This window comes from Sphingobium sp. 15-1, from assembly GCF_013375535.1.
GTDB lineage: Bacteria > Pseudomonadota > Alphaproteobacteria > Sphingomonadales > Sphingomonadaceae > Sphingobium > Sphingobium aromaticivastans.
On the sequence record NZ_JABXJG010000001.1, the window covers coordinates 2,476,363 to 2,490,280 of the forward strand.

At 65.0% G+C, this 13,918-nt stretch carries 11 protein-coding genes; 7 read left to right on the forward strand and 4 right to left on the reverse strand.

What is annotated here, in order from left to right; genetic code table 11:
- Window positions 1-42: 42 nt before the first annotated feature.
- Entirely contained in the window at window positions 43-525 is a 483-nt protein-coding gene (locus HUK72_RS11820; protein WP_176596939.1) for a hypothetical protein, read from the forward strand.
- Window positions 526-598: 73 nt separating this feature from the next.
- On the opposite strand, the gene HUK72_RS11825 is transcribed toward HUK72_RS11820, so the two are convergent.
- Window positions 599-3,010, reverse strand: coding sequence for a ligase-associated DNA damage response DEXH box helicase (locus HUK72_RS11825; protein WP_176596940.1), 2,412 nt, complete (start codon window positions 3,008-3,010; stop codon window positions 599-601).
- Window positions 3,011-3,281: 271 nt separating this feature from the next.
- On the opposite strand from HUK72_RS11825, the gene HUK72_RS11830 reads away from it, so the two are divergent.
- Both HUK72_RS11830 and HUK72_RS11835 read left to right on the forward strand, forming a co-directional pair.
- Window positions 3,282-4,607: a cystathionine gamma-synthase family protein gene (locus HUK72_RS11830; RefSeq protein ID WP_176596941.1), complete on the forward strand. Its 1,326-nt coding sequence runs from the start codon at window positions 3,282-3,284 to the stop codon at window positions 4,605-4,607.
- A complete protein-coding gene (locus tag HUK72_RS11835) occupies window positions 4,604-5,536 on the forward strand; it encodes a 2-hydroxyacid dehydrogenase (protein ID WP_176596942.1) in 933 nt (310 codons plus the stop codon). The genes HUK72_RS11830 and HUK72_RS11835 overlap by 4 nt, the downstream gene beginning before the upstream one ends.
- 119 nt (window positions 5,537-5,655) lie before the next feature.
- Here HUK72_RS11835 and HUK72_RS11840 read toward each other — a convergent pair whose 3' ends face one another.
- Complete coding sequence (locus tag HUK72_RS11840; protein ID WP_176596943.1) at window positions 5,656-6,330, reverse strand: HAD family phosphatase; 675 nt, start codon at window positions 6,328-6,330, stop codon at window positions 5,656-5,658.
- Between the two features lie 99 nt (window positions 6,331-6,429).
- Between HUK72_RS11840 and HUK72_RS11845 the strand changes: the two genes are divergently transcribed.
- The 4 genes from HUK72_RS11845 to HUK72_RS11860 are packed head-to-tail and all read left to right on the forward strand — an operon-like array spanning window position 6,430 to window position 9,969.
- Complete coding sequence (locus HUK72_RS11845; protein ID WP_087574016.1) at window positions 6,430-7,539, forward strand: MlaE family lipid ABC transporter permease subunit; 1,110 nt, start codon at window positions 6,430-6,432, stop codon at window positions 7,537-7,539.
- The gene (locus HUK72_RS11850; protein WP_176596944.1) at window positions 7,539-8,387 is read left to right on the forward strand and encodes an ABC transporter ATP-binding protein; all 849 of its coding nucleotides are present in this window, start codon (window positions 7,539-7,541) and stop codon (window positions 8,385-8,387) included. Before HUK72_RS11845 ends, HUK72_RS11850 begins: the two co-directional genes overlap by 1 nt.
- 3 nt (window positions 8,388-8,390) lie before the next feature.
- Window positions 8,391-9,353 (forward strand): MlaD family protein, encoded by a 963-nt coding sequence (locus HUK72_RS11855; RefSeq protein WP_176596945.1) that lies wholly within the window; start codon window positions 8,391-8,393, stop codon window positions 9,351-9,353.
- A 10-nt stretch (window positions 9,354-9,363) separates the two neighbouring features.
- Window positions 9,364-9,969 carry an ABC-type transport auxiliary lipoprotein family protein gene (locus tag HUK72_RS11860; protein ID WP_369805948.1) on the forward strand — a complete coding sequence of 202 codons (606 nt, stop codon included), beginning with the start codon at window positions 9,364-9,366 and terminating at the stop codon, window positions 9,967-9,969.
- Window positions 9,970-10,057: 88 nt separating this feature from the next.
- Here HUK72_RS11860 and pepN read toward each other — a convergent pair whose 3' ends face one another.
- Together pepN and HUK72_RS11870 are read right to left on the reverse strand one after the other, a co-directional pair.
- Window positions 10,058-12,655 (reverse strand): aminopeptidase N, encoded by a 2,598-nt coding sequence (pepN, locus tag HUK72_RS11865; protein WP_176596947.1) that lies wholly within the window; start codon window positions 12,653-12,655, stop codon window positions 10,058-10,060.
- 359 nt (window positions 12,656-13,014) lie between these two features.
- Window positions 13,015-13,917: a ParB/RepB/Spo0J family partition protein gene (locus HUK72_RS11870; protein ID WP_176597834.1), complete on the reverse strand. Its 903-nt coding sequence runs from the start codon at window positions 13,915-13,917 to the stop codon at window positions 13,015-13,017.
- Window position 13,918: the final 1 nt, after the last annotated feature.

Consider the following 13,918-nt stretch of genomic DNA (forward strand, 5'->3'; position numbering starts at 1 on the left):
TGCCGTCTTTCGCCCATCGGAAGCAGGGTCTATCAGGCGGCTATGCGTGTCGTCCTTGCCCTGGCCCTGATGCTCGCCGCCTGCTCCAAAAGCAGCGACGTGCTGGAGGATTTGCCCAACAGTTCCCTGGCCGGCGCACCGCGGGAGGATGTGCCTGAAACCCGCCTGGAATCGACCCTGACGCGCCCGGTGACGATTGGTGAGGACGGTCCGCGTCTCGACGCCTGCGGGGCGATGGGACAGGCGGCGCGGGTCGGCGCCAAGGGGCTGGCGGTGCGCGCCGCCCCCTTTGCCGACGCGAAGGAGGTCGCCCGGATGGGAGAAGGCGGCCGCGCCTGGGTCTGCACCCGCAGCCTCGACCAGAAATGGCTGGGGGTGGTGATCGTGCCGCCGCCTCCGGCCGACAATGCGGCGGAGCCGGCCGATTGCGGCGTCTCCGAACCGGTGGACCGCAAGCAATCCTATGACGGCCCCTGCCCCAGCGGCTGGGTGTCGAGCGCCGCAATCAGGCTAATCGCGGGTTAGGGGTGGGTGGCGGGTACTGATGTTCGCCCTATGGCGCACCGTGCTCCCCTTCAGAAGCGCCTATCCACCCCATTCAATCCGTCCGCATCGCTTCCGCCACCAGGGCTTCCGCTTCGATCAGCAGCGCGTCCTCCACCTCATGCTGGGCGACCTGCTCGCGGCCGATGAGGATCAGGACCGGAACGGCGAGCGGACTCACCCGATCCAGATCGACGTGCAGCATCGTGGCCGAGGCGCGATCGATCAGATCGCCCAGACGCCCCACATCGGTCATCTTTGCCCGGGCATCGGCCCAGGCCGCCCTCAGCAGCAGATGGTCGGGCTGATATTTGCGCAGCACGTCGTAGATGAGGTCGGTCGAGAAGGTGACCTGCCGCCCGGTCTTGCGCTTGCCGGGATGCTGGCGCTCGATCAGGCCGGAGATCACCGCCACGTCGCGGAACGCGCGCTTCAGCAGGCTCGACTGTTCCACCCATTCGATGAACTCATGGTCCAGAATGTCGGCGGAAAAGAGACTTTGCGGGTCGGTCACAGGCTTCAACCCATAGACGGCAAGCGCATAGTCGTTGGAGACGAAGCCCATCGGCATCAGCCCCTGCGCGTCCATGCGGCGGGTGAGCAGCATCCCCAGCGACTGATGCGCGTTCCACCCTTCGAAACTGTAGCAGACGAGATAGTGGCGCCCTTCATGGGGGAAGGTCTCGATCAGAAGCTGCCCCGGTTCCGGCAGGGCCGAGCGATATTTCTGCACCTCCAGCCAGTCGCGCACATCCTCCGGAAAGCGGCTCCATTGATCGGGTTCGGCCAGGAAATGGCGCACCCGTTCGGCCAGGCGCGTCGACATCGCCATGCGGGTGCCGCCCCAACTGGGAATGCGCGCCTGCTTCGACGTGGCGCGAACGATCAGGTCGGTCGTGTCCATCCGCACCGCCTCCAGCGCCATGCCGGAGAAGAAGAAGCTGTCGCCGGGCCGGAGCGTGGCGGCGAACCCCTCCTCCACCGTGCCCAATTTGCGGCCATTGGCGAAACGCACGTCCAGCGCCGGCTGGTCGACGATGATGCCCGCATTCAGCCGATGCTGCTGGATGAAGCGGGGGTGAGAGACGCGCCATGTTCCATCAGGATCATGGGTCAGCCGCTTGAACCGGTCATAAGCGCGCAGGGCATAGCCGCCGCCCTCGATGAAGTGGAGGACGTTGGCGAAGGCCTCTTTCGTCAGCGCGCCATAGGGGGTGGCGGAGCGGATTTCCGCCAGCAATTGCTCTTCGCGGAAGGGCGCGGCGCAGGCGAGGCCCATGACATGCTGGGCAAGGACGTCGAGGCTGCCGGGGCGGAAATCGTCGGTGTCGCGTTCGCCCGCTTCGACCGCGTCGAGGGCGGCGCGGGCTTCCAGATATTCGAAGCGGTTGCCGGGGATGAGGATGGCTTCGCTAGGCGTGTCGAGCCGATGATTGGCGCGGCCGATGCGCTGGAGCAGGCGCGAGCTGCCCTTGGGCGCCCCCATCTGGATCACGCAATCGACATTGCCCCAGTCGACGCCCAGGTCGAGCGAGGCAGTGGCGACCAGGGCGCGCAGCTTTCCCGCCGCCATCGCCGCCTCGACCTTGCGCCGGGCCTCGATCGACAGGCTGCCATGGTGGATGGCGATCGGCAGGTTGCCGTCGTTGGCCGACCATAATTCCTGGAAGATGAGTTCGGCCAGACCACGAGTGTTGCAGAAGACCAGCGTCGTGGCCCGGCGCTCGATTTCCTCCATGACCTGGCGCGCGGCATATTTGCCGCTGTGGCCGGACCAGGGGATGCGGCCTTCGGGGATGAGGATCGCGACATGAGGCTCCGCCCCCTGCTCACCGATGACTGGAGTGACCGCGCCAATGTCTCCGTCCGGCGCGAGCCAGGCGCGATAGGCGTCGACATCCGCGACGGTGGCGGACAAAGCGACGCGGCGCAGACCGGGATTGATCGCCTGTAGGCGCGAGAGGGAGAGGTTGAGGATGTCGCCGCGCTTTTGCGTGGCGAAGGCGTGGACCTCGTCGATGATGACAGTCTTCAGGCTCGCGAACATCAGGAAGCTGTCGGGATAGCTCAGCAGCAGCGACAGCGATTCCGGGGTGGTGAGCAGGATTTGCGGCGGGCGGGCGCGCTGGCGCGCCTTGCGATCGGAGGGAGTGTCGCCGGTGCGGGTCTCCACGCGGATCGGCAGGCCCATTTCCTCGATCGGCGCGAGCAGGTTGCGCCGGACGTCGACGGCGAGCGCCTTGAGGGGCGAGACATAGAGGGTGTGGAGCCCGTCCGCCGGGTTTTCGATCAGGTCGGTCAGGGTCGGCAGGAACCCCGCCAGCGTCTTGCCCGCGCCGGTGGGCGCGACGAGCAACGCATGGCTGCCGGATCGGGCGGCGCTCAACATGTCGCGCTGATGGCGGCGGGGTGTCCAGCCGCGGGAGGTGAACCATTGCTCCAGCAGTTCGGGTAGGCGTTGGTTCATGGGGAGGATGTAGGATGAGAATATATAAACGTCATCTTGTTCAACGCTGCCTCGCCTCAAAACGCTCCGTGCTCCTGCGCAGGCAGGAGCCCAGTTCAAACGGCAGGACTGGGCTCCTGCCTGTGCAGGAGCACGGAGCGCCTAGTAATTTAAGTTTGGTTCCATGAAATAATCTAACAAATCCGCTCTGGCCCCCTCCCCCCGAAAAGCGTTACACTCCCTGCCATCAGAGCGGCGCAGCAGACGCCGCAGAGACATGCAGGAGAATAGAATGACCGGCGAAACCGAAGCCGACCTCACCGGCGTGGAACCCGCGAACAACCGCCGCCGCCCCAAGCAACCGATCATGGAGATCGAAGGCCGCAAGCTGAAACCCGCGACGCTGATGATGGGGCATGGCTATGACCCCACCTTGTCCGAAGGGTCGCTGAAGCCGCCGATCTTCCTGACGTCCACCTTCGCCTTCGAAAGCGCGGCGGCGGGCAAGCGGCATTTCGAAGGCGTGACCGGCATCCGCCCCGGCGGCGCCGAAGGGCTGGTCTATTCGCGCTTCAACGGCCCCAATCAGGAGATTGCCGAGGACCGGCTGTCCGTCTGGGAAGAAGCGGAAGACGCGCTGCTCTTTTCCAGCGGCATGTCGGCCATTGCGACCACCCTGCTCGCGCTGGTGCAGCCGGGCGACGTGATCGTGCATTCGGCCCCGCTCTATGCCGCAACCGAATCGCTGATCGGGCGCATCCTCGGCAAGTTCGGCGTGCAGTGGCTGGACTTCCCCGCAGGCGCGACCGAGGAGGAGATCGGCGCGGTGATCGAAAAGGCCAAGGGCCTGGGCCGCGTGGCGCTGATCTATTTGGAAAGCCCGGCCAATCCGACCAATGTGCTGGTCGATCTGGAGGCGGTAGTTGCGCGGCGCGACTTTTCGTTCGCAGGCGAAGCAAATCTGCCGCCGATTGCGATCGACAATACGTTTCTGGGCCCGCTCTGGCTGCATCCGCTGAGCCATGGCGCCGATCTGGTCATCTACAGCCTCACCAAATATGCGGGCGGGCATAGCGATCTGGTCGCGGGCGGCGTGCTGGGGTCCAATGCGCTGATCAACACGATCCGGCTGATGCGCAACACGATCGGCACGATCCTCGACCCGCATTCCGCCTGGATGCTGCTGCGGTCGCTGGAGACGCTGGAGCTGCGCATGAGCCGGGCGGGCGAGAATGCGGCCAAGGTCTGCGCCTGGCTGAAGGACCAGCCGCAGGTGGAGAAGGTCGTCTATCTCGGCTTTCCGGAGACGGAGCGGCAAGCCGACATCTACCGCCGCCATTGCACGGGCGCGGGATCGACCTTCTCGCTCTATCTGAAGGGCGGCGAGGCGGAGGCCTTCGCCTTTCTCGATGCGCTGAAGATCGCCAAGCTGGCCGTCAGCCTGGGCGGGACCGAGACGCTGGCGAGCCATCCGGCGGCGATGACGCATCTGTCCGTGCCCGCCGAACGCAAGAAGGCGCTGGCGATCAGCGACAATATGGTGCGCATCTCCATCGGTTGCGAGGATGCGGACGATCTGATCGCGGACTTCGCCCAAGCCTTGCGGGCGGTGGGATGAGGGAAGCGCGCCCGCTGATCCTGGTGGCGCAGCCGCATCTGGCGCCGCTGCTGGACATACTCTCCTCGCACTATGACGTCATGGCCTTGTGGGAGGAGAGCGGGCAGGCGCGGCTGGCGGAGGTCGAGGTGCTGGTGACGGCGGGCGAGTTCCGGCTCGATCCCGCGATGCTGGATCGGATGGCGGCGCTGCGGCTGATAGCCTGCTTCACCGTGGGCTATGACGGGGTGGACCTCGACTGGGCGCGGGCGCGGGGCGTGGCCGTGACCCATGCGGGGGACGCCAATGCAGCCGATGTGGCGGATCATGCCCTGGGGCTGATCCTCGCCCATCGGCGGCAGATCGTTCTGGGTGACCGGCAGGTGCGCTCGGGCGAGTGGACGGCGGGGGCGAAGATGCTCACCCGGTCGATGGCGGGCGCCAGGATCGGGATCGTCGGCATGGGGAGCATCGGGCTTGCCCTAGCGGAACGGGCCGGTGCGATGCACATGCGGGTCGGCTGGTGGGGGCCGCGGGACAAGCCGGAACTGGGCTGGCCACGGGCGGAAAGCCTGGCGGCGCTGGCGCGGGACAGTGACGTCATGGTGGTGGCGGCCAAGGCGACCGACGAGAATCGCGGGATGATCGATGCTTCGGTGATGGACGCGCTGGGGCCGCAAGGGCTGCTGGTGAATGTCGCGCGGGGGCAGTTGGTGGATGAGTATGCGCTGATCGCGGCGTTGCGCGAGGGGCGGCTTGGCGGGGCGGCGCTGGACGTGTTCGAGAGCGAGCCTACGCCCGCGGCGCGTTGGGCCGATGTGCCGAATGTTGTGCTGACCCCGCATACGGGCGGCGCGACCTATGAGGCGGTCGGGCGGATGCGGGACATGCTGTTGGCGAACCTCGCCGCCTTTTTTGCGGGGGAGGCGCTGGTGTCGCCGGTGATCTAGCGAAACCCGGGCGCATCGTGCTCCTGCGAAGGCAAGAGCCCAGTTCTGCCGTCTGGACTGGGCTCTTGCCTTCGCAGGAGCACGTTATCTCGAGCCGCCTATCACGCTCCCTGCTCCCGCTACGCCCAATCCACCCGCTTCCACCCCCGCTCCGCCGCCAGCTTCGCCAGCGGCTTATGCGGGTTCGAAGCGAAGGGAACATCCGCGAACTCCAGCATCGGCGCGTCCGAAACATGATCCGAATAGGCCCGGATATGCGCCTGCGTCCGGTCGATAGCTTCGGCCGCCATCCACGCCTTGATCATCCGCAGCTTGCCGGTGTCGTAGCAATTTTCGCCCGCGATTTTGGCGCGAACATAACGCAGATCCTGCGACAGATGGTCGGTCGCGATCACCGCGTCGAAGCCCAGCCGCCGGGCGATCGGCTCGACATAAAGGCGGTAGGAGGCGGTGGCGAGCACCAGCCTGTACCCGTCCGCCTTGTCCTTCGCGATCTGCGCCAACGCGCCTGAGCGGACATTTTTCGCCACCACCCTGGCCGCATAGCTTTCCACATGCGGCATCAGCCGGGCGCGTTCGACATTATGACCGATCATCAGCGCCTGATTCAGCTCCTTCAGCCGCTGCCGGGTGATGAGTTTCAGCACATAGGCCAGCATCAGCAGGAGCACGCCGGGAAACAGCGCCAGACGCCACGGCGCCATGCGTTTCGCCACGTGCAGCAGAAAGCCGGTATAGGTGCCGCTGAACGTCACCGTGCGGTCCATATCGTAGATTGCGAGCCTGTGCGTCATGCCGTGTCCGAAACTTTTTGGGGCGTCCCTTCGTTTGATCGTGCGGATGGGCCGTTTCGGCTTGCCGTGCAACCGATAATGGACCACATCTCCGCCTTGATGAACAAAGCCGCTGATCTTGCTCAGGAAGTCCGCGACGGCGAGACGGTCATTCGGCTTTCGGGCAATCTTTCCATAGCTTGCCTCAACCAGCTGTCCGACCGGCTGGATGCCATAGAAGGCCCGGTCGATACGATCGACCTGTCGGACGTGGATCATATGGACACGATCGGCGCCTGGGTGCTGCATCGCACGATCAAGCGTTGGGACTGCAGGATCACAGGCGACAAGTGCGACGCGGAGCGGTTGATCGCGGCGGTCGGCCGGGTCGATGAGCCGGTCAACATCCGCCCGGACTATGTGCCGCCCTGGCAGCGCGTGGTCGGCCAGATCGGGGAGGCCGTGCTCAATGCAGGCAGCACCTTGCTCGGCCTGCTTGGTTTTTTCGGCGGCACGCTGGTCGCGACGTGGAATGTCATCCGCCACCCCAGCCGCTTCCGCATCAATGCCGTGGTGCAGCGTTTCGAGGTGGTGGGCGTGTCGGCGCTCGGCATCATCGGCCTGATGAGCTTCCTGATCGGCATCGTCATCGCCCAGCAGGGTTCGGTGCAACTCCGCCAGTTCGGCATGGAGATGCTGACCATCAACCTCGTCGGCCGGCTGACGTTTCGGGAACTGGGCGTGCTAATGACCGCGATCATGGTCGCGGGCCGGTCCGGTTCCGCCTTTGCCGCGCAATTGGGCACGATGAAGCTGACCGAAGAGGTCGACGCCATGCGCACCATCGGCGTGTCGCCCATGGAGGCGCTGGTGCTGCCGCGCACACTGGCTGTCGTGGTGATGATGCCGCTGCTGGGCTTCTATTCCTCCGTCGTTGCGATCATCGGCGGCGGATTTCTCTGCGCCGTGTCGCTCGACATCCCGCCGATCACCTTCGTCCAGCGGCTGCGGGAGGTGGTGCCGATCCATGACCTGTGGGTGGGCCTGATCAAGGCGCCCGTATTCGGTGTCATCATCGCATTGGCGGGCTGCTTCCAGGGCATGCAGGTCAAGGGCAATGCCGAGGAAGTCGGCCTGCGCACGACGGCGGCGGTCGTGCAGGCGATCTTCCTCGTCATCGTGCTCGACGCCATGTTCGCGGTCCTGTTCACTTGGGTGGGCTGGAACTGATGGAGCCCGAAGAAGAAATGACCGCGGAGGAAGCGCGGGTCGAAAAGGCCGTGGAGCGGGATGGCATCGCCATATCGGTCCGCAACCTGCGGAACAGCTTCGGTGAGCAGGTGGTGCATGAGGGGCTGAATCTCGATGTGCGCAAGGGCGAGATTTTGGGCGTGGTCGGCGGATCGGGCACCGGCAAGTCAGTGCTGATGCGCTCGATCATCGGCCTCCAGACTCCCGATGAGGGCGAGGTTCACGTCTTTGGGGAATCCATGATCGGCCGGCTGGACGACGAGGCGCTGGCGATCCGCAAGCGCTGGGGCGTGCTGTTCCAGGGCGGCGCGCTGTTCTCCACCCTCACCGTGGCCGAGAATGTCGAAGTGCCGATCCGCGAATATTATCCGAACATCGGGCCGAAGCTGCGCGACGAGATCGCCGCCTACAAGATCCGCATGACCGGCCTGCCAGCCGAAGCCGGCCCCAAATATCCCGCCGAACTGTCAGGCGGCATGAAGAAGCGGGCGGGCTTGGCGCGGGCGCTGGCGCTCGATCCCGACCTGCTGTTCCTTGACGAACCCACGGCCGGGCTGGACCCGATCGGCGCGGCCGCCTTCGACGATCAGACGCGCAAATTGCAGCAAACGCTGGGGCTGACCGTCTTCCTCATCACCCATGATCTCGACACGCTCTATTCGATTTGCGACCGGGTGGCGGTGCTGGCGGACAGGAAAGTGACGGCGGTCGGCACCATCGATGAGCTGCTGGCGACCGACCATCCCTGGATTCAGGAATATTTCAACGGCCCGCGCGGGCGTGCGGCGACCGCAGCCGTGGCCCGCGAGAAGGACAAGAGGCGATAGACTATGGAAACCCGCTCCAACCATGTGCTGGTGGGCACGGTCACGCTGCTGTTGCTGGCCGCGATCATGATCGCGGCGTTCTGGTTCTCGCGCCTCTCCCAAGGCGACAATATGGAATATGACATCTTCTTCAAACAGTCGGTCAACGGCCTCGCCAAAGGGTCGAGCGTCAACTATTCTGGCGTCCCCTCCGGCCAGGTCGAGAAGATCGAACTGTGGAAGCGCGATCCCGGCTTCGTGAAGGTACGCATTTCGGTGAAGGAAGGCACGCCGGTCCTGCAGGGGACCACCGCGACCATTGCCGGGGTGGGCTTTACCGGCGTGTCGGAAATCGTGCTGGACGGCGCGGTCAAGGGCGCGCCGCCGATTGCCTGCCCGGCGGAAAACCCGCTCGCCGCCTGCCCGGACGGCGTGCCGGTGATCCCGACCAAGCCGGGCGCGCTGGGCGAGCTGCTCAACAATGCGCCGCAATTGCTGGAACGGCTGTCCACCTTGACCGAACGGCTGACCGAGCTGCTCAACGACAAGAATCAGCAGTCGATCGCGAGCATCCTCGCCAATGTCGAGCGCATTTCCGGCTCATTGGCCGACCGCAGCCCGGAAATCGCCGCCACGCTGGCCGAGGCGCGCATCGCCGTGCAGCGCACCGGCATCGCCGCCGAGCAGATCGGCAAGCTAGCCGCGTCCACCGACGCCATGGTGAATGATGAGGGCCGTCCGCTGCTGGCCGACCTGCGCAAGAGCATCCAGTCGGCCACGCGCAGCATCGACACGCTCGACAAGACCATCGCGGAAGCGCAGCCAGGCGTGCACGCCTTCAGCAACCAGACCATGCCGGAGGTGAACCAGTTGGTCCGCGATCTGCGCGAAATGTCGCGCTCCTTCCGCGGCGTGGCGGAAAAACTCGATCAGCAGGGCGCGGGGTCGATCGTCGGATCGCCCAAATTGCCCGATTACAAGCGATAAGAGGACAGCGATGATGTTCCACAAGAAACTTGGCTCCGCGCTTGCCCTCCTCTTCCTGCTGGCGGGTTGCGTGTCCTTCGGCGGCAAGCCGCCCGAGCGGCTGCTGTCGCTTAACGCCGCGCAGAAGGTCGCGCCGGGCACGCTGCGCAGCGCATCGGCGGGCGCATCCATCACGGTGGCCGATCCCGAAGCGCCCAAGATGCTGGACACGGTGCGGGTGCCGGTGATCACCTCGCCCACGTCGGTCGCCTATGTGACGAAGGTGCAATGGGCCGACACGCCGCGCCACCTGTTCCAGAAGCTGCTGGGCGAAACCATCGCCGCCACCAGCAACCGCATCGTGCTCGACCCCGGCCAATATTCCGCCGACGCCGGGCAGCGGCTGATGGGCGAGTTGGTCGATTTCGGCGTGGATGAGGCAAGCAACAGCGCGGTCGTGACCTATGACGCGATGCTCGCCGGACCGGGCGGAACGGCGATCGCCAAGCAACGCTTCACCGCCAGCGCGCCGATCGGAGGCAAGATCGACGCCAACAGCGTGGGCGCCCCGCTGAATGCCGCGGCGAACAAGGTGGCGGCGGATGTGGCCGCCTGGCTGGCGACTTCGGGGCGTTAGAAATCCATCACTCCGCGCTCCTGCGAAGGGAGGAGCCCAGTTCAGAGGGTCGGACTAGGCTCCTGCCTTCGCAGGAGCACGATGGAAGTCATTCCAGACTCTTACTCACCTGCTCCGTCACATCCTTCGACAGACCCGGCTCGGCCAAAATCCGCTGCAACTCCGCCCGCATCAGCGCCGCGCGCCCTTCATCGAACCGCTTCCAGCGCCCCAGCGGCGGCACCAGCCGGGCGGCGGTCTGGGGGTTGAGCTTGTCGAGCGCGATGATGCAGTCCGCCACCAGGCGATACCCCTTGCCCGTCCCATGGTGGAACGCCCATTGATTGCCCGCGAAGGCGCCATAGAGCGCCCGCACGCGATTGGGATTGGCGAGTGTGAAATCCTTGTGCCTGCCCAGTTCCTCGACCAGATCGACCGTGTCGGGATGGAAGGCGAAGGCCTGGGTCTGGAACCATTTGTCCAGCGTCAGCGCATCGTCCCGATAGCGGTTGTAGAAAATGTCCAGCGCCGCTTCCCGCTCCGCGCTGGTGCCGTTCGCCAGGGTGGCGAGCGCCGCCTGCCGCTCGGTCATATTGTCGGCCTCGCTGAACTGGCCGAAGGCGACGGTCGCACCATCGCTCGCGCCCGATGCCGCGAGATAGAGCAAGGCGGTGTTGCGCAGTTTGCGCGCGCCCTTGGCGGCTGGCGACAACGCAAAGGCGTTGGCCTTGGTCTTGCCGTGAATGTCGCGCCACAGCGGCTCCAGCTCGGCGCCGATCCGCCGTTGCAGCGCATCGCGGGCGGCGTGGATCGCGTCGGGATCGACCACCGCCATCTGATCGCCCAGATAGGCTTCGCTCGGCAGGCGGATCGCTTCCGCGACAAAGGCGGGGTCAAGCAGCGGATCGGTGGCGGTGTGTCTGATCGCGGCGATCACCGCATCCTCATCCACTTCCTGCCCGCCGATGCGGCCGACCAGCACATTGACCATGAGTTGCTGCATCGCCTCATAGCGGGCGAAAGGATCGTCGTCATGGGCGGACAGGAAGGCGAGATCGGCCTGGCTGCGGTTGGTTTCGACAATCACCGGAGCGGAAAAGCCCCGGTTGATCGAGAGGATCGGCGCCATCGCCCAGCCTTCGAAGGTAAAGCTCTGGCTCGCCTCCGTCAGCATCAGCAATTCGTCGCCCCGATTCTCGCCGGTTTGCGGATCGAACAGGGCGGTGCGCAGCGGGATCGCCATGGGCTGCTTCTCAGGCTGGCCGGGCGTCGGCGGAATCGTCTGTTCCAGCAGCAGGGTCGCGCTCCGGGTGACGGGATCATGGCTCAGCAAGGCCCGGACATGGGGCGTGCCGGCCTGCTCATACCAGCGGCGGAACTGACCAAGGTCGATCTCACCCCCCTCCTCCATGGCGCGGACGAAATCCTCGCAGGTGGCCGCTTCGCCGTCATGCCGGTCGAAATAGAGGTCGGTCCCGGCGCGAAAGCGCTCCGGCCCCAGCATCAGCGCCATCATGCGGATCAGCTCCGCGCCTTTGTTATAGATGGTCGCGGTGTAGAAGTTGCTGATTTCCATATAGGATTCCGGTCGAACCGGGTGCGCCAAAGGCCCGCTATCCTCCTGGAACTGGGCCGCCCGCAGGATGCGGACATCCTCGATCCGCTTCACCGCATGCGACCCCATGTCGGCGGAGAAATTCTGGTCGCGGAAGACGGTGAAGCCTTCCTTCAGGCTGAGCTGGAACCAGTCCCGGCAAGTGACACGATTGCCCGACCAGTTGTGGAAATATTCATGCGCGACCACGCCTTCCACGCCGTCATAGTCGATGTCGGTCGCGGTCTCCGGATCGGCCAATATATAGCGTGAATTGAAGATGTTGAGGCCTTTATTCTCCATCGCGCCGAAGTTGAAATCGGCCACGGCGACGATGTTGAACACGTCCAGATCATATTCGCGGCCATAGACACGCTCGTCCCAGGCCATGCTGTTCTTGAGCGCCTGCATGGCATGGGCGGTGCGCGGAAGATCGGCTTCCTTGACCCAGATGCCCAATTGCACCTCGCGCCCGCTGGCGGTCACGAAGCGGTCGGCATTGCAGGCTAGATCGCCGGCGACCAGCGCGAACAAATAACAGGGCTTGGGGAACGGGTCGTTCCAGCGCGCCCAATGGCGCCCATCCGGCAAGTCGCCCTGCTCGACCGGATCGCCATTGGCGAGCAGCACGGGATAAAGCGCCTTGTCCGCCGCCATCCGCACCGAATAGCGGGACAGCACGTCGGGCCGATCGGGGAAGAAGGTGATGCGGCGGAACCCTTCGGCTTCGCATTGGGTGCAGAGCAAACCGCCGCTGGCATAGAGGCCCATAAGCTTGCTGTTCGCCTGCGGGGCAATTTCCACCCAGGTCTCCACCCGATGCGCCGCGCCGGGCAGCGACAGGACTAGCGCGCCGCCCTCTAGCGACCATTGGTCAGCGGTCAGCGGCTCGCCATCGACCTTGATCTCCAGCGGCAGAAGCCCATCGCCGTCCAGTTTCAGCGCCCGATCATGATCGCCATTGCGGGTGACCGATAATGTCGCATGCACCCGCGTCGCCCCGGCATCCAGATCGAAATCCAGCGCAATGTCGGGCACCAGCCAATCCGGCGGACGATATTCTGAGCGGCGGACGATATGTGGGACGAGGGGGGAGGATGAAATATCTGCCATCCGCACAGGCTAAGGAGTCGGCGCGGAAAAGGCCAGTGGCCGCCTCGCGGAAATGCGAGCGGCCATGGATGTTTCTGGGGTGGAAGCGTTTGGAGCGCGGGGCGTTGAATCGGACGCAGGCCACGCGCTCCAGTGTTTTGTCATCGCATCAGTTTTTGCGGAAAAAGCCGAGCTTGGAGGCATGTGACTCCGGCTCGCCCGCTTTTCCGCACGATGCTCTAGGGCGTGTGAGGATTTAATTCAGGGGGGCGAAAATGGTGGATTTCGAGAACCGGCGCGCAGCATACTTCAGTACGTGAGCACCGGAAGCGCAGAAGGCCGCCATTTGCAGCCCGCCATGGGCTGAATCCGCACACACCCTAGATTCGTTCGCCCGAGAGGCGCTGGCACAACATGTCGAGCTGATCCAGCGTCGAATAATGCAAGGAGAGGATGCCGCCCCCGCCCTGATCATAATCTATGTCCACCTTCACACCCAAAATGTCCGCCAGATGCTGCTCCAGGGCGGCGATGTCGGGATCATTTTCCTTGGGCGCGGCCACGCGCTTCCGGCTGGGCGCGTCGCTTCCCTTCTTGGCGCGGCGGACGAGCTGTTCTGTGTCGCGCACCGAAAGGCCCTTGGCTTCGACGGTGCGGGCAAGGCTCTCGCAATCGGGCGCGCCGATCAGGGCGCGAGCATGCCCCATGCTGAGCTTCTGTTCCATCACCTGCTGCTGGACCGGCGCGGGCAGATCGAGCAGGCGCATCAGATTCGCAACATGACTCCGCGACTTGCCGACGAGACGGCCCAGCGCCTCCTGGCTGTGCTGGAATTCCGCGATCAGCTTGCGATAGGCTTCCGCTTCTTCGATCGGATTGAGGTCTTCGCGCTGGATATTCTCAATCAGCGCGATTTCCAGCGTTTCCGCCTCGTCGAAATCCCGCACGATGGCGGGAATGCGGTGAAGCTGGGCGCGCTGCGCGGCGCGCCAACGGCGCTCGCCCGCAACGATCTGGAATCCGCCGCCATGCGGACGCACGATGATTGGCTGAATCACGCCCCGCTTGGCGATGCTGTCAGCCAGCTCCTGCAAGGCGCCCTCGTCGAAATGCCGGCGGGGCTGTTCGGGATGCGGCTGAATCAGCGCGACTTCAATGCTCTGGATTGCTTTGGTCGATGGCGGCGTGGCGGCAGTCGGCGCCACCGGCTCTTCCCGCGCCACGTCACCCAGCAGCGCGGACAGGCCCCGCCCAAGCCCATGAGGACGCTTGGCGGACTTCATC